Source organism: Crocosphaera sp. Alani8, from assembly GCF_038442745.1.
Classification (GTDB): Bacteria; Cyanobacteriota; Cyanobacteriia; order Cyanobacteriales; family Microcystaceae; genus Crocosphaera.
This window is the reverse complement of the sequence record NZ_JARVCN010000019.1, coordinates 1-15,969: the sequence shown is the minus strand read 5'-3', so window position 1 is coordinate 15,969 and position 15,969 is coordinate 1. Positions and strand designations below refer to the sequence as shown.

The window sequence follows — 15,969 nt, the reverse complement described above, 5'->3', positions numbered from 1 at the left end:
TGCTAATTGCTTATTTTTTTGTTTTGTTTTTTCTTCATGAATAATGCAGGTTAAGAGTATCAATAATTGCTGCACTAGGAACAGCTAACCCTGAAACACCAGCAGCATACCGTAAAGCATGACGTTCAACTTCTGTTAAATCTTGCCAAAGTTCCTCAAATCTTGGCGTTGCTTGGAAAATAAACTCTTTTTTTGCTTGTTCATCATCCCCATATTGCCACCATAATGAGGCTGCCATCTGCACATAATAAGGCAACCCACCAGCTAACTCATCAATCCATGATAACGGTGCAATATCACTATTAAAGCCATTTTCTACTAAATTATGCCAAGCTTCTTCCTCTAACGCACCGAGAATAGTGGTACTGAAAATATTGCCAAAAGGAGAGGTTAAACTTAAAGTCTTATAAAGTTCACTAACAGGACGCTTACTAGCAATAACCATCGTCAAAAGACCAGCACAAGCTTTAGAACGCCAATCTTCCCCCCAATCTTGGAATTGTTCAAGTCGTCTACTAATCGCCTCAAACTCGTCTAACATAACAATCAAGCGATCGCCTTTATCTACTAATAGTTGTAACCTATCTTCAATTTCAAAAGGATCATTATTATCTTCCCGTGGCCAAGGTTCTTCCCCTTTCTGCTTTTTGATTCCCCGTCTCACCCCTTCGAGAATACCCTCTGGAGTGTGAAACTTCTCGTTCGTGAGGTCAAGAGAAATGATCAGAGGTTGTTGTTTAGGTTGAAAAAACTCCTCTCGACGTTCGTCAATATAGCGCAATAGAGAGGTTTTTCCGTTACGCCTCAACCCTACAATATTAATACACTGAGGACTAACAGCCCCAATTCTATTTTTTAGGTCTAAAATGGCTTTTCGTCGCCCATAGAAGCTTTCAGGGGAGACAGGAGGACCGAATGTAAAGGGGTTGATATCTTTGGGTTTTGGTTGTTGATGAAAGCGTTGATTGAGTTCTGCTATGTCTGGAAATTGTTCTAAAATAACTTGTGTTGAGACTGCACGTCCCCCTGAATTATTATTACCGCAAAGATGAACTATTCCACATATTTGTCCCGTCATCAAATTCAGCAAAGGGGAACCACTAAAACCCTCAACAATATGTCCATCTTTTAACTTATAAAGCAGAATAGTTCCTTTAAAACTTTTTCCCTCATACTTTAAGGTTACTGAGTCTCCTTCTGGATAATCTAGTTCTACACTTTTAGGATAACCAAAAATGTATAAATCTTGATTAATTTTCGGTTCCTTCTCATCGAGATTAATACAATTATGATCAGGAATATCACCCTCTAATTTTAGCAATGCTAAATCAATGGGATATTCTACTAATTTTTCAATCTTTGCTTGATAGGTTTGATTATTAGCTTTCCAAAAAACATTAATAGGGTTAGACTTTGCCGACTTTACAACATGAGCGCAGGTTAAAATAAAACCAGAAGCAATAAAAAAACCTGTCCCTTGACTCTCACCATAGTTCAAACGGACAGTATACTGTTGTAAAGATTCACTAGTCATCATAGACAGATGTTCAGATAAGGTGATTAATCAATATTCAACTCTGAGAAATAATTTTGTAACCTTGAGCAACTATTATGCCATAAGGGTGAGTTATGATTCACCCCTGAGCAATCATTTTATAACGCTGATCAATAAGTTTGCAACAGTGATCAGTCGCTGTGCAATAAGGTTAAATTATTCTTCACCTGTGGTCAATCATTGTGCAATAGTGAGTGACATCCTCCCACACCAAATCACAGATTATGGTGTGGGCTTCCCAACTCGCATCGGGGATCTTTCTGCCCACAGAGGGATATTTCCCCTACGCCAGTTATCTAGGCTCATCACCCCCGACACCTCGACAAGGGGCTGTCTCTGGAGGTGTCCTCCAGAGCTTGTACGCCCCGTTTGACAGACGGTTTCCCTTCGGCAGAGTCCCTGCCTACTATGTGTTTCTATGCCTCGATTACAAATTTCTTGTGCGCTGGCAACATCCCTATCGCATTGATAGCCACATTCAGGACAATTATGAACTCTATCAGATAGAGTTTTTCTAACTTCTGCACGACAATTAGGACAAGTTTGGCTAGTTCCCCGATGGTCAACCAGTCCAAAATATTTCCCTCTTACCTTGCAAACATATTTCAAAATATCCCTAAACTGTCCAAAACCTGCATCAAGGGTATGCTTTCCAAGAAAGCCCTTAGCCATAGTACGGAAATCAATATCCTCCATGAAGATACTGTCTCCCATATCACAGACTTTATGAGCTAACTTGAACTGGTAATCTTTACGTTTGAAAGCAATATGATTATGTTGCTTTTCTACTTTCTTTCTAGCTTTTTCGTAGTTCTTAGAACGTTTACTTTTTCTACTTAAGCGATGTTGCAGTAATTTCAACTTGCGGTATTCACTTTTGAAGAATTTACGTCCTTTTTCTACATAATTATCACTGGTAGCTAAATAACTAGAAAGTCCAACATCAAGGCCAAGAAAATGACCATAAGGAGTCTCTATTTCAGGTAAAGTTATGTCAGATTGAATGCTAATGACAGCAAACCACCCCTTAGCTTTTTTGATAACTCTTACCTGTTTGATAACAAATCCGTTAGGGATTGGACGATGAAGATTGATTGATAGTTTTCCTACTTTTGGCAGTTTTATATGCCACCCAGTCAACGGATTACTTCTAAACTGAGGAAATAGCAAAGACTTCATCTGCCCATATTTCTTGAACCGAGGAAAACCGAACCCCCGATTACGAAAAAAGTCCCAAGCATCATGTAATCTTCTGACATTTGTTTGCAAAACTTGGCTTGGAACTATAGATAACTCAGGATATACTTTTTTAGCCTTTGGTAATTGATTTTGTTGTTGATGATAACTTGGGAAAGGATAACTTGCCGCCATAATATATTCTGACTCCAAACTACATCTATCTACTAGGCACTTACGACTAGAAATCCAATCCTTCAACTCACGCAAAGCATAGTTATATGAACGGCGACAAATTTCTAACCATTCAGACAACATTGCCTCTTGTTTACTATCAGGGTAGATACGATACGAATAGTTCAAAGTCAGCATACCCCTATGTTAGCACAAAATCTTTAAAGTGGTAACATAAGTTATCGAAGCGAGGTTGTGCTGTCGCACGTTAATATATTGGTCAGGCTGTATCCCAACCCTAAAACATTGGCGAGCGACCCCGGCGAATCGCATTCGCGCTCGTGAACGCGCGAGTAGGTACTCACCTACGGTTCGATATATCCCCCTCGTTTATAGGGTGGGACTTAGCCAGACATTCAGTTAACAACTTATAACTGATAACTGCTCACTGTTCACTCCCCCCATTCCATCGTAATTTCTAGATTAGCTTTACCACTACCTTTAACAATTAAACCGGTTAATTCTCCACTTTCCACGGCAATTTCTAAGCCAAAAGTAACACTAAATTTATCGGGTTTAACGGTTTCGTTGACTTCTTTTAATGTTTCTGCGACATCATTAGCAATAGACTTAATAATACCTGTTGCTTTCTTAAAAATCCTTGTTTCTGAGGATACTGGTTGTTCCCCAATTTGGGTTACTTCAACTTTGATGGTTTCTCCATCTGACAATCTTAGAGGGATAATTTTTTCGGATGCCATTTACCTACTCCATTTCTTGCTTATTTACGAATCGTATAACATAACAAATATAGTTTATTTTCCCTTCAAAATCTTTTTAACTTGTTGCAATATTTTTGTTTTAATTCCTGTTTCTGTTTTAATTAACTCTGCATCATCTGGTGCGTTTTCTCCGAGATAACGATAGTGTTTCCAAATATCCCAATAGGGACACCCTGGTTTAATTTTAATTCCTGCCCAATGTAAATAATGAAGGTTCTGATTATTACTAGGATCAATTAATTGATAACCTTCTTGTCGAAAATGACCAGTTCCTGCCCAGTTTCCGGGGTTTTTATCTGCTTCGTGAGCTAAATTAAATCTCCGTTGAATATTCTTTAAAATCATATAATTAATAATCGGTTGATCGGAGGTTTTATAGGTAAAATCAAAGTAATCTATATTAGCTGCACACTCTTCAAAGATTTGATATATTTTTTCTTCGGATATTAAGCCTTTTTTTGATGCCCAAAATCCACCGTTAAACATTCCTTTTAGTTCGCTTTCAGTAAATACTTTATCATCGACTATTTTCTGAGAAAAAACGTTTCTAATTCCTGCTTTATGTTGATAATCGTAACAAATAAAATCATAATCGGTGAAATAGTCTAGATCATCAACTATCTTTTTAAAAACAACAATATCCGTATCAATGTAGAGAAATTCATCAAATTCTCCAAACCAACAAGCTTGCTTACGAAACTGATTAGGACGAGCAAAAAAGTCTTCTCCAAAAACACTTTGTAACTTAATAGATAATCTTTCAATAAACTCTAAATCTGGATAAACTGTCACCCCAAAATCTTCGTTTAGTTTCTTAGCAATAATTTGATAGTTATCATCGTAGGGAATAAGTACAACGGGGGTGTTTTTATCATAACACCGAATACTTTTTAACAATGCGATCGCTTGTTCAATAACTTTATCGTTAGCAGTAATATAAATGCCGCGGGTCATAATTTTTTCCTCTATGAATTGAGTCCTAATTTTTTAATAACCTTTTGGATTAAGGTAGGCTTTTGTTGATAATATACTGCTTCTTGGTTAAATTTGGGTGATTGTTCTGGATGACGATAGTAACGATAGTATAGGAAAATATCTCGATAGGGAAAATCAATGTTTTCTCCTTGGCAAACCTTCTTAAAAATCTGCGATGAAATGCCAATATAATGAATATAGGTTAATCGGTTTCCTTTATCGTACAAGATGTTATTTTTGCTTTCAAAATGAGGAGAGGTGACACAACATCCTGTCTTTTGATCTTGGGGCAAGTTTAAAGCTAAATTATGAAGTGAAAAACCACCACGCATCATCATGTAGTTAATCAGGGTTTGATCCGGTGCCATACAATATAATATTTCTGCTTCTCCTGTATCTAAATAATTAATCAAGTCGTTTCTTTTTTCTTCAGAAAACAAGTCTTTTTTTGAACCGTAAAACCCCGAGCAGAAAATCTCGTTTTTTAGTCTTTCCTCAGCAAAAACTTCTCTTAACTTATTAGAATTTACATCATAAACATGGGTTAAATCTTTGTGCTGAAAGTCATAAGTAATACAATCATTAGTTTCTAATTTAGCAAAAATAGAATCTAATTTACTCATTAAAATGGTGTCAGCATCCATATAAATAAAGCGATCAAACGGTCCATCAAAAGCACAGTACCTGCGATGGGTTCCAAAGCGATGATAACCTTTACTGCCTGCTTTTTCCCATGTTTTCCGCGCCGTGGGATGGGTGTCCCAGGCAGCTTTAGCAAAGCCATCCCATCGTTTAATTGAAGCAGTATCGTTGTATAAAGTTACCTGGGGACGAGAGGTAATTTCTGCTGCTAACTTATCTGTCTTATCATCATAAGGATAAATACAGACGGGCATTTCTTGACCATAAATTGCTTCAATGCTGTTCAGTAAAGCAATAACTTGATCAAAAACGTAATCATTACCAAGGGTACAAATTCCATCCATATTTAACTATAGTTACAGTTATTAAAAGTTTCTCACAAAATTCGATAACCAATTCATTAAATTTAGTTTATGGAGAATTATTTGTCTTGCTTCTGCGATCGCATTTTTGGCTTCGTGCCAAGCGTCTAAACTAGCTGTTACTTCCTTAATATATTCTAAGCCTTTTTCATCGAGACTAGGCAACCGTAAAAAGCTACCTGGGGGTAACAGTTTATCTGCAGCACTCCCTCCATAATAAATGGGCAAACACCAACATAGTAAAGCATCCCATAACTTTTCGCTCACATACCATTCATTATCGGCATAATTTTCTATGGATAGGTTATAGTAATATGGTGCCATTCCGTGCCATTTATTCTCTAGTGTCCCTTGGCTTTTTACAGAGTTTGGCAGATTTCTACCATAGACATCAAAGTCAAATTGATTATCCCTCAGCAATTGTAAAAAAGCGAGACGACGGCGATGGTTTTCTGTGCGGTTAATACCTGATGTTATCCAGCTACACTGTTTAACTTTTTCAGGAATATTACCCTTATCTAAAAGCTCAAATTCGTGATTGACGTACCAAATAGCTGGCATATAATCTGGTTTAGGGGCAAAGTCATCCGGGCCTGAAACATAGCCACAATAACGACTAGCATCATTGTAGTTAGCACAGTTCCTGTTAACAACTTCTTCTAGGGGAGGTTCTCTTAATAGGTAAATTATACGTTCTTTGGGAACACCTCTAAGTAGGGAGGGGATATCAGGGGAAGAAACCCGAGATTTTCGCCAGCTTTTCCACCAGGGTTGAGGAGGAGACGGCAATGGGAAGTCAAATTGATACAGTAGTAAAAAATCGGGGTTAGGGTCGTTCCCTAACATTTTCATATCTTCCCAAACACCGAAAGGTTGAGGGCTTTGTTTCCATAACCAGTCTCTCCTATTTTGTAACCCAGGATAACTGCTTAGCATTCCAACGCTTTTTTGGCTCACACAATCATTCCTCTTCTTATTTTTATTGGCCTCACTAGATATCATAGGGGATACTATGTGAGTTTTGTCCAACAAGTTTATTGATTATGGCGAATGAGAACCCTCAGAAGAATTACCTGGTGATGGCATTGTTTCTGTTCTTGGGACGGATAAATCTGGTGATGGTTCTCTAATCTCAGGAGAGGGAATAAAGAACAACACAAAAGCTACAGCAGCTAAACTGGCAATACCTAAAGTAGCAGGAATAGCCCTTTGGGCTAAAGGTTCATCTGGAGGTCGATAACGACGGGATAAGGGTTTTAATTGTAGAGTTAAGTTGGGTAAGGTGAGACTGTCAGCGATAAATTGGTCAATAGCCTCCACTAAATCGAATAATTGCACCGTTGTTAAGTTCATCTCTACGGGATTATCTGTTTGGGAGGAAGGATACCAAGTTAAGCGATGGAGTTGCTGTCCGGGAATACTCTCAAGATTAATTTTGTCTTCGTCTGATTGACTTTGAATTGGGTGGGAAATACCACTGAGATATCCTTGAGCATACTCGCTGACGGTTTTGGCTAAATTCTCCAGTAAGCTAGAGCCTCCTTGGAGTTTTTGGGAAATTCCTAAAAATCTGCATTCGGTATTTACTAAAATTGATAGTACAGGACGGGGATCTATCCTATCACTGGAAGAAACGCCGTTACTTAATCCTTCTAAAATGAGGGTGCAGTTAGGTAAGTTGTACTGACGTTGAATATTCACGCAACCTCCCCATCAAATAAACTAATCCAAAAGCGTTGCATTCCTGCAGTTCCCGTACAAAATAGCAACTGTTTGAGCAAAAATAAAGCAAGTTCATTTAGTTGTTCTTCTGAACTCAAATAAACCGATACTTTAGCACGACGGGAGTTCATTCGACTACGAAAATGGGCGCGAAATTGGTCTAGATATTCCGCTAACAGAAAATGACAAGTCACGGGTAAGCCTTTTTGGTGCATTTGTTGCTCTGCTAGTAGTAGTTGGCGAATTTGCACTGTCAAGGGTTTAACACGGTCGTTGGCAATGATTACCAGGGCTTTCGCCTGTTCGATGGTTAAATTGTCGCGAGCATATGCCCGTCGCCAAGGATTAGTAGAACGCAGTCGCCACAAAGCAATACGATTTTTGATAATTTTCTCGAGGTTAAGCTGTTTTACCGTTGCTAACATCTGCTCCGATGCGCCTAATTCTAATGCTTCTAGGGCGAGTAGCAACAGATCGATGTGTTGTTGAATACGACCAGCACATCGCTGTCCTGAGATGGTGAAATCCGGCAAAACATCTAAAATAATTGGTTTTGATTCAACAGAAAGATTAGAATCGGCCATTGTGCTTAAAATTTGGACTTATCATACCATAGCATCCGCTATCTTAACTAAAATTCGTCAAGGTTGTGGACTCTTTGCATATATTCCTGGAACTAACTTACGCCGATAATACTTAAAGGCTAATAGCTTTTTGAAATTAGATATAGATTGTCTATCCTATCTTAAGCATATCAGAAAAAATAGAAAATTTGTAGTACGTTTCTGCAAACCCCATTCTCTCGTTAGCTATTTTCTCTGAATGTCAAAGTTTAATGATATTATTGATTAGTTTTGGTATATTAAGATACTGTTTATTGAGCGTATCCCTAACTTGTTTGATCAGAATTACAAATATGTTACACAATTTAAGACAATAGATACCTTTGATTCATATCTTTTACCATAAAATGTGTCAAAAAAATAGTAATTTAGCAAAAAGTTGTCTTTATTAAAAGAACTTAAGATGCCGATATATTATTTAATTAAAATGTTAGTAATTAGCTCTAAAAAATTAAGAAAAATAATAGTATAAAGGAAATATTAAACCTGTATGATACATTACATATTTCTGTATAAATGTTGGCAGAAATTAAGGGGTGTTTTTGGACCTGGACATATTTTTGGTGGTCTTATTGATTACACATTGACATTTGAAACTGATCAATCTGTTGATTCTATTGGTTTTTTTGTCGGGGGGATTGCACTTTTTAACCCAAGTCCTGGTGCTGCAGGAGGACACCTATTTGAAGTCACTTTTGATGATGGAAATACACAATCTTTTTCTGCTCAGGATGTTGACGCACTATTACCCTCTATCTCTAATAATGCACCTTCATCCCAAGCCATTAATGGCTTTATTGGAGTAGATGGGGATGGTAAGCTTATTAGGTCTTTTCGTTGGCTTCATAATCGTGATCTTAATTCGGTAGACGATATTGTCTTTGGTATAGCAGAGGCTAGTGGAACCCTTGGATTACAAAGTTTTGCTGAATTTGGCGCAAATGGGCCAAGACCAGATCTTCCCGAACCTCCAGAACCTCCAGCATCCGTTCCCGAACCCTCAACCAATGTTGCTGCATTTGCTCTGCTTGCTATTGGGGGTTTGTGGCAAGGTTTATGGAAAAAGAAAAAGAAATCTAAGTAATTAATCAAAAATCTGATTATTTTGTTGATTACTGCTATGGAAATCAGGAATGATACTAAATCAGGTTCTCAAAGCTATCTTATTTTCTAGAAGAGGCAGAAGGCAGGAGGCAGAGGGCAGAAGTTAAATTTTAGGTTGTTCCATTCAATTGAAAATCGCTATAAAAGAAAAAGCTGTTTACCTGAGTTCGGTGTTAGGAGTTAAGTCTTTTTTGAGGAGATACTAGGTGTTTGAAACTCCTGAGTGCTGAATGCTGAATACTGAGTGCTGATTGCTGACTCCTGATTGCTGACTTCTTACCCCGAAGGAAAGATAAATCAATTTTTAACGATCGCACCAAAGTCTGCTAAAACTCTCCCATGATTACGAAGGACTGCCAATAAATTTAAACGATTTTGCTTGATATTTTCATTTTCATCCATCACTAAAACACTGTTTTCTCCATCGAAAAATTCGCTAACTTTAGGAACAATATCTAACAATCCTTCCGTTAATAACTGATAGTTTCTCTCAGCTTGTGCTTGAGTTGTTTTAGAAACCAGCACCATTAAACCGTCAAAAAATTCTTGTTCAGAGGACTTCTCAAATAATTCGGTACTCACTACCTTACTAGGATCTAGTTCTGTATATTCTAACTCTCCCTTTTCTGCTAAACGGGTGGAACGGTTAACAGTTTCGTAAATTTTATTTAGTGTTCCGTTGTTACGAATTTCTTGTAAAAATTCTGCCCTTTCTCTAACATCTAAAAGATTTTGTAATGCTCTTTCTGTATATTCAGCATCCTCTTCCCCTAAAACAGCATTAACTAGGTCATAATCAATATTAACTTCGTCTTGTAAGAGATTTTGTATTCGTTGAATAAAGAAAGTTTGTAATGCTTCAGTAGGAGACTTTCTCTCACTATTAGCCGCCATAAATGCTCGACATCCTTGTAATAGTAATTGAGATAAATTAATAGGTAATTGAGCTTCCCAAGTAATAGTAATAATTGCATTAGCTGCCCTTCTCAGGGCAAAGGGATCACCAGATCCAGTGGGGATCATCCCTAAACCGAAAATGCTGATTAAGGTGTCTAAGCGATCGGCAATTCCTACCACTTGACCGGTTAGGGTTTTCGGCATGATATCATTTGCTCCACGGGGTAAATAATGCTCAAAAATACCCTGAGCAACTTGTTCTGATTCCCCACTAGCTAAGGCATATTTCTGCCCCATTACTCCTTGTAATTCGGGGAATTCATAGACCATTTGCGTCACTAAATCTGCTTTACATAGAAGTGCTGTACTTTCAATTTCTTCTTGTTCTTTTTCGTTGGTTTCTAATTGTTCTGCTATTTGTTGAGCCATGTCCATGATGCGATCAACTTTGTAGCGCATGGTTCCCAATTCTTTCTGGAAGGTGACATTTTCTAGTTGAGGTAAATAACTATCTAAGGGTTCGTCACAATCAGAGGTATAAAAGAACTGTGCATCGGCTAATCTAGCTCTAATTACCCTTTCATTACCTTGGGCAATAATGTCTTTTTTGTTGGGATCTCCGTTAGCAATAGTGATGAAATTGGGTAACAATTCATTACCTGATTTTTTCACAGCAAAGTATCGCTGATGTTTAACCATTACAGTGATAATAACTTCGGTGGGAAGTTTCAAAAATTCTGGATCAAACTTTCCTGCAACGGCGGTAGGATATTCTACTAAGTTAATTACTTCTGTTAATAAATCTTCTGGAAGATCGGCTTTTCCTGTTAATTGTTGGGAGATAGTTTCTATGTCTTTCTCAATGATTTGTTGACGTTGCTTGGGGTCAACTTCTACATAGGCTGAACGTAAGGTTTCTACATAGTCATCTGCCTTGCTAATACTGATAGTATCTGGGTGTAAAATACGATGACCTCGCGATAGGCGATCGCTAGTAATAGACTTCTCCCCATTAACAATTTCTATGGGTAAAATTTCTTCATCACACAAGGCGACTAACCAACGAATAGGGCGAGAAAATCGTAATTCTCCATTCCCCCAACGCATAAAACGTCGACCTTCTAAGCTGTTAATCCACCCTAGGATTGATTCTTGTAAAATTTCTTTTGTTTGTCTTCCTTTTATTTTTTTCTCGATAAAAACAAAGTCTCCTTTATCGGTGGGACGAATTTCTAAATCCTCAACGGTGACTTCTTGTTTACGGGCAAAACCTTCTGCTGCTTTGGTGGGCTTTCCCTCTTTAAAAGCGGCTTTAGCAGGGGGACCTTTTATTACTTCGTCTCTATCTTTTTGCTGCTCGGTAAGTCCCGAAATCAATACTGCCAGTCTCCTGGGAGTACCATATACAGCTATGTCATCCGGGGTTAAAAAGTTCTCTTTTAAACTGTTAGGAATAATCTGTTTCCACTGAGCGATCGCTTCATCAATAAAATCTGCTGGTAATTCTTCCGTACCGACTTCTAATAAAAAGAACATACTGACTTCTATTTGATAAGTTAAAATAGATTATGTTGAAACATATTTTCTTATTTTATCATTATTGGCTTTTGGTATCTATAAAATTTTTATTTTTAAGATAATCTTTACTTTTCTATTTTAAGTAAGCAAAATAGCCTAAAAATTAATTATTCATAGATATTGCGGTATTTAAATGTTTTATTAAAGTACCTTGAGGCAAAGGACCTTTTAAATGATTCCAGGGCAATATTTGCTCAGTTTTCCAGTTATGGTGAACATAATAGTCTAGGGGAGGTATTTGTCCTTTCAATTCCTTAAAAGCGCGTTTATAACTGCCTAATGAATCCCCGTAATGTCGAGTTAATTGCAACAATTTACTTAGACGGCGATCGCCTCTTGATATGAGGGCTTGAATCACTGACCAATTATAGCTTTCTGGGCGAAACTCTATCCCTTTTTTGCCGAGTTGTTTTTCTAAATATTTGAGTCTCTTCTTAGCAACTTTATTAACTCCCAACCACTGAAAAGGAGTATGAGATTTAGGAACAAAAGTGCTACATCCAAAGGTTAATCTTAACCCTGGAGCTGCTTTTTTGACAGATTCTAACATCATGATAGTTTGTTCGATATCTTCTTCGTTTTCTTCTGGTATTCCCACCATCCCATAGAGTTTCAGATTTTTTAAACCTCCCGCTTTAGCATTTATTGCAGCTTGAGTTATTTCTTCGCTTTCTAATTTTTTGTTGATAATTTTTCTGATTTTATCGGAACCACTCTCCACAGCAATAGTTACAGACTTTGTTTGGCGATCGCTCAATATTTTTGCTAGTTTCTCTGTTAAAGTATTGGTTCTAACCGAAGCAATACTAACCCGAATATCTTCGTACTTTGGTTGATAAAGATAATCTAATAAATCGTTAAATTCGGGATGCTGTGTTACGGATGCACCCAGTAAACCAATTCTATTAGTAACTTGTAAACCTTTTTCTATTGCTGGTATTAAAGATGATTCTAAATTAGCAGTGCGAAAAGGTAAAGTTAGATAACTTGCCAAACAAAAACGACACATTTCTGGACAACTTCTTACTACTTCTACCATATATATATTTTCCCAGGCAGCTTTTTCTGTTACCACCGTAGACGCAGATAAAATGTTACCTTTGTAGGTTTGTTTTTCAACGCTAGAAGGAATATTATTATCAATAGCCTTAATAGATGCTATTTTACCATCAGGATCATCATAATTAACTTCGTACAAACTAGGTACATAAATTCCTGGAATGGTTGCTAGATGCCTTATTTTTGTTTCTCTATCCTCGTATCTAACCGTTTTGTAAGCGTCAATAAAATCATTAATTAAGTTCTCCCCATCTCCTAATAAAATGACATCAAAAAAATCAGCAAAAGGTTCTGGGTTAGCTGTTAAAACAGGTCCCCCACCAAACACTAAAGGATGGTGATCTTTACGCTTATTAGCTTGAAAAGGAATCTTTAAATTTTCCAAAATATTGAGAATATTAACATAATCTAGTTCCCAAGAAAAAGAAAAACCCAATAACTGTGGTCTTGAGGGTAAAGACTCTTGAGAATCAGTAAATAAACGACTAACATTAATATCAGAACGAGTAGCAAAAGTTGCCCAAATAATTTGATAACCTAAACTAGTAATTCCCACATTATAGTCATTAGGAAAAGCAAAAATTAAAGGAATAGCATCATTATCAGGTGCGACGGGATTGAACAATAAATTTTCTTGGTTAAAATCAGTCATCGTTTATCATACTTTATATTTATGGCATTACCCGTTACAGTTAGGATATGAATGAGATTGAGACTTTTGAGAGCATGAAAATTAAAGATACATAAATATCTTAACCAATTCTTGCACTGCTAGATTGAGTTAATTTTCAATATTCAACCAGCGATCGCAGATTTTCCGAGAAATGTGGGCTAACTCCGAACACCGAACTAAGGTTGTCACTGACTTGACATATTCTTGACACACCATTGACACAATGATGATATTTAATGTAATTGTGGTTTTATTTCAAAAGCCAGTTTATGTATCTCTAACAACCGCTTTAAATTTGCTTTAATTATGAACCCCACTGCAACTAGACTTCTTAATTTTCTTCAACAAGACTTAGATATTCCCCCTGAGTCCATCAACCTTGCTTTCAAAGATGAGCAAGCAATGCCACATCATTTTCCGATGATTTTATGGCAGTACGGCTTAGTAGATAAGCAACAGCTAGAATCTGTTTTTGATTGGCTAGATGACCATGATTTTTGAACAAGATGCTATCTAAACTGTAACACGAGCCATTACTTTTAGTGAATTAATAGGAATTTTTCTCATCTTAGAATGACAACTAAAATGTCCTAAATCGTTTTTGTATTGCTGTAGGTCACATTTAGTATTTATCAAAAAATATTAAATATATCTTAAGGATTATCAAGATAAATTTTTGGCTTATATTAACAAATTCTTCTTGTTACCTAAAGTAAAATAAGGCGTAAGTTCTATGCTAGAGATAAAAATATATGGGTCGTGCGAAAAAAGTCGTGCTTGCTTATTCTGGTGGGGTAGATACCTCCGTATGTATTCCCTACCTCAAGCATGAGTGGGGAGTTGATGAGGTGATCACCTTAGCTGCGGACTTAGGACAGGGAGATGAACTCGGTCCCATCCAAGCCAAAGCCTTAAAATCTGGGGCTGTAGAGTCCCTTGTAGAAGATGCTACCACAGAATTTGTCACAGATTATGCTTTTAAAGCTATCAAAGCTAATGCACTGTATGAGAACCGTTATCCCCTCTCTACAGCCTTAGCCCGTCCTCTCATTGCTAAACTATTGGTAGAGGCTGCTGAAAAATATGGTGCCGATGCTGTTGCTCATGGTTGCACTGCCAAAGGTAACGATCAGGTACGGTTCGATTTAGGAATCTTAGCTTTAAATCCTACCTTGAAAGTGTTAGCCCCGGCCAGAGAATGGAATATGAGTCGGGAACAAACCATTGCTTACGGTGAGCAATTTGGGTTAGACTTCCCTGTGAAGAAGTCTTCTCCTTTTAGTATCGATCGCAACTTGTTAGGTCGTAGTATTGAAGCAGGTCCTCTGGAAGATCCCATGACCGAACCCCCAGAAGAAATCTATTTGATGACCAAAGCGATCGCCGATACCCCAGACACCCCAGAATATGTGGAGATCGGTTTTGAGAAGGGTATCCCCGTTAGTCTTAATGGTCAAACTTTAGATCCCATTACTCTCATTAGTCAACTGAACGATCTGGTGGGTAAACACGGTGTGGGTCGTATTGATATGATAGAAAATAGAGTTGTTGGCATTAAATCGCGAGAAATCTATGAAGCACCGGCGTTATTAGTGCTTATTGATGCTCACCGCGACTTAGAAAGCTTAACCCTCACTGCTGATGTTACTCAGTATAAGAAAGGGATAGAAGAAACCTACAGTCATTTAATCTATCGAGGTTTGTGGTATTCTCCTTTAAAAGACTCCCTAGATGCTTTCATTGATCACACTCAAGAAAGAGTTACGGGGACAGTTCGCATCAAACTATTTAAGGGTAATGCCAACATTGTTGGTCGTAAATCGGATTATTCCATTTATAGCCCTGGTTTAGCAACCTACGGAGAGGACGATCATTTCGATCATAAAGCAGCAGAAGGCTTTATCTATATTTGGGGACTTCCTACCAGAGTTTGGGCAGAAACAAATAAAGGTTAATTGTTTCATTTTGGGGCTTAATTTAGATTAAGTCCCTATCATTATTTTTTGATAATTTTATAGTCTAACTCAAAATTCATGGAAGAATTAAAGACCACGACGGAAATTATTAGCGGAATATCAGCAGTTATAGGTTTATTTTTTGTTGGTTTTCAGTTACGTTCAGGTGAACGATTAGCGAAAGCTCAATTTATTAATGAATTAGCTAGAGATATTGATTTTCATAGAGAAACAGAGTCTCATTTAGATAGAGAAGGAAAATGGTATGAACCTAATGAACCTAATGCTACAATTTCTTAACAAGATAAAGAGTTGCTTGAAAAGTATTTGAACTTTTTTGAAAGAGTAAAATTTATACTTGATACTAAAGTAATTGATATAAAAACAATTGATTGTCTATTTGCTTATCGTTTTTTTAACCTAGTACATAATCCTAATGTCCAACAGGAGATATTATTGTCTCCTCCTCTGAGAAGTTACTATGAATCAATTTTCTCTTTATATGACACATGGATTGAATATAGAAAAGGAAAGGACATCCCTCGGAAACGCTTCACCTTACCCCCATCAATCAAAAGAAAATAGATTAATATTAAAATAGTGAATATTCAAATTGCATCGTGTGAAGAACAAGATTTAGCCTGTATTATTCATGAGAGAATGAAGGAAAAGCCTGAAAGCTTTATCTCATA

The 15,969-nt window shown here is 37.2% G+C and carries 14 protein-coding genes; 4 read left to right on the top strand and 10 right to left on the bottom strand.

Annotation, left to right across the window (positions count from 1 at the left end):
* Window positions 1–34: 34 nt before the first annotated feature.
* The 8 genes from P9B04_RS01555 to P9B04_RS01520 all read right to left on the bottom strand — a co-directional run bounded on the left by P9B04_RS01555 (window position 35) and on the right by P9B04_RS01520 (window position 7,972).
* Window positions 35–1,537 carry a trypsin-like peptidase domain-containing protein gene (locus P9B04_RS01555; protein ID WP_342053241.1) on the bottom strand — a complete coding sequence of 501 codons (1,503 nt, stop codon included), beginning with the start codon at window positions 1,535–1,537 and terminating at the stop codon, window positions 35–37.
* Between the two features lie 240 nt (window positions 1,538–1,777).
* Entirely contained in the window at window positions 1,778–3,103 is a 1,326-nt protein-coding gene (locus P9B04_RS01550; protein WP_342053240.1) for an RNA-guided endonuclease InsQ/TnpB family protein, read from the bottom strand.
* A gap of 254 nt (window positions 3,104–3,357) precedes the next feature.
* Entirely contained in the window at window positions 3,358–3,666 is a 309-nt protein-coding gene (locus tag P9B04_RS01545; RefSeq protein WP_342053239.1) for a CU044_2847 family protein, read from the bottom strand.
* A 54-nt stretch (window positions 3,667–3,720) separates the two neighbouring features.
* Window positions 3,721–4,641, bottom strand: coding sequence for an Npun_R2821/Npun_R2822 family protein (locus P9B04_RS01540; protein WP_342053238.1), 921 nt, complete (start codon window positions 4,639–4,641; stop codon window positions 3,721–3,723).
* A gap of 11 nt (window positions 4,642–4,652) precedes the next feature.
* A complete protein-coding gene (locus P9B04_RS01535; RefSeq protein WP_342053237.1) occupies window positions 4,653–5,648 on the bottom strand; it encodes an Npun_R2821/Npun_R2822 family protein in 996 nt (331 codons plus the stop codon).
* 21 nt (window positions 5,649–5,669) lie between these two features.
* Entirely contained in the window at window positions 5,670–6,623 is a 954-nt protein-coding gene (locus P9B04_RS01530) for a glycosyltransferase family 10 domain-containing protein (RefSeq protein WP_342053236.1), read from the bottom strand.
* An 84-nt stretch (window positions 6,624–6,707) separates the two neighbouring features.
* On the bottom strand, window positions 6,708–7,367 hold the full coding sequence (locus P9B04_RS01525; RefSeq protein ID WP_342053235.1) for a DUF4335 domain-containing protein: 660 nt from the start codon (window positions 7,365–7,367) through the stop codon (window positions 6,708–6,710).
* Entirely contained in the window at window positions 7,364–7,972 is a 609-nt protein-coding gene (locus P9B04_RS01520) for a DUF3038 domain-containing protein (protein WP_342053234.1), read from the bottom strand. The genes P9B04_RS01525 and P9B04_RS01520 overlap by 4 nt, the downstream gene beginning before the upstream one ends.
* Window positions 7,973–8,501: 529 nt before the next feature.
* Between P9B04_RS01520 and P9B04_RS01515 the strand changes: the two genes are divergently transcribed.
* Window positions 8,502–9,095, top strand: coding sequence for a hypothetical protein (locus P9B04_RS01515; protein ID WP_342053233.1), 594 nt, complete (start codon window positions 8,502–8,504; stop codon window positions 9,093–9,095).
* Between the two features lie 317 nt (window positions 9,096–9,412).
* On the opposite strand, the gene glyS is transcribed toward P9B04_RS01515, so the two are convergent.
* Entirely contained in the window at window positions 9,413–11,548 is a 2,136-nt protein-coding gene (gene glyS, locus P9B04_RS01510) for a glycine--tRNA ligase subunit beta (RefSeq protein ID WP_342053232.1), read from the bottom strand.
* Window positions 11,549–11,693: 145 nt separating this feature from the next.
* A complete protein-coding gene (locus tag P9B04_RS01505) occupies window positions 11,694–13,301 on the bottom strand; it encodes a B12-binding domain-containing radical SAM protein (RefSeq protein ID WP_342053231.1) in 1,608 nt (535 codons plus the stop codon).
* A 327-nt stretch (window positions 13,302–13,628) separates the two neighbouring features.
* Between P9B04_RS01505 and P9B04_RS01500 the strand changes: the two genes are divergently transcribed.
* The 3 genes from P9B04_RS01500 to P9B04_RS01490 all read left to right on the top strand — a co-directional run bounded on the left by P9B04_RS01500 (window position 13,629) and on the right by P9B04_RS01490 (window position 15,577).
* Window positions 13,629–13,823 (top strand): DUF2949 domain-containing protein, encoded by a 195-nt coding sequence (locus P9B04_RS01500; RefSeq protein WP_342053230.1) that lies wholly within the window; start codon window positions 13,629–13,631, stop codon window positions 13,821–13,823.
* A 251-nt stretch (window positions 13,824–14,074) separates the two neighbouring features.
* Entirely contained in the window at window positions 14,075–15,277 is a 1,203-nt protein-coding gene (locus P9B04_RS01495; RefSeq protein WP_342053229.1) for an argininosuccinate synthase, read from the top strand.
* Between the two features lie 78 nt (window positions 15,278–15,355).
* A complete protein-coding gene (locus P9B04_RS01490) occupies window positions 15,356–15,577 on the top strand; it encodes a hypothetical protein (RefSeq protein WP_342053228.1) in 222 nt (73 codons plus the stop codon).
* Window positions 15,578–15,969 lie beyond the last annotated feature (392 nt).

What these genes read in the sequence shown, in the direction of transcription:
- P9B04_RS01540 (WP_342053238.1), bottom strand. Translation starts at nt 4,641, where the DNA reads ATGACCCGCGGCATTTATATTACTGCTAACGATAAAGTTATTGAACAA.
- P9B04_RS01515 (WP_342053233.1), top strand. Translation starts at nt 8,502, where the DNA reads ATGATACATTACATATTTCTGTATAAATGTTGGCAGAAATTAAGGGGT.
- P9B04_RS01505 (WP_342053231.1), bottom strand. Translation starts at nt 13,301, where the DNA reads ATGACTGATTTTAACCAAGAAAATTTATTGTTCAATCCCGTCGCACCT.
- P9B04_RS01535 (WP_342053237.1), bottom strand. Translation starts at nt 5,648, where the DNA reads ATGGATGGAATTTGTACCCTTGGTAATGATTACGTTTTTGATCAAGTT.
- glyS (WP_342053232.1), bottom strand. Translation starts at nt 11,548, where the DNA reads ATGTTCTTTTTATTAGAAGTCGGTACGGAAGAATTACCAGCAGATTTT.
- P9B04_RS01555 (WP_342053241.1), bottom strand. Translation starts at nt 1,537, where the DNA reads ATGATGACTAGTGAATCTTTACAACAGTATACTGTCCGTTTGAACTAT.
- P9B04_RS01545 (WP_342053239.1), bottom strand. Translation starts at nt 3,666, where the DNA reads ATGGCATCCGAAAAAATTATCCCTCTAAGATTGTCAGATGGAGAAACC.
- P9B04_RS01500 (WP_342053230.1), top strand. Translation starts at nt 13,629, where the DNA reads ATGAACCCCACTGCAACTAGACTTCTTAATTTTCTTCAACAAGACTTA.
- P9B04_RS01490 (WP_342053228.1), top strand. Translation starts at nt 15,356, where the DNA reads ATGGAAGAATTAAAGACCACGACGGAAATTATTAGCGGAATATCAGCA.
- P9B04_RS01495 (WP_342053229.1), top strand. Translation starts at nt 14,075, where the DNA reads ATGGGTCGTGCGAAAAAAGTCGTGCTTGCTTATTCTGGTGGGGTAGAT.
- P9B04_RS01550 (WP_342053240.1), bottom strand. Translation starts at nt 3,103, where the DNA reads ATGCTGACTTTGAACTATTCGTATCGTATCTACCCTGATAGTAAACAA.
- P9B04_RS01520 (WP_342053234.1), bottom strand. Translation starts at nt 7,972, where the DNA reads ATGGCCGATTCTAATCTTTCTGTTGAATCAAAACCAATTATTTTAGAT.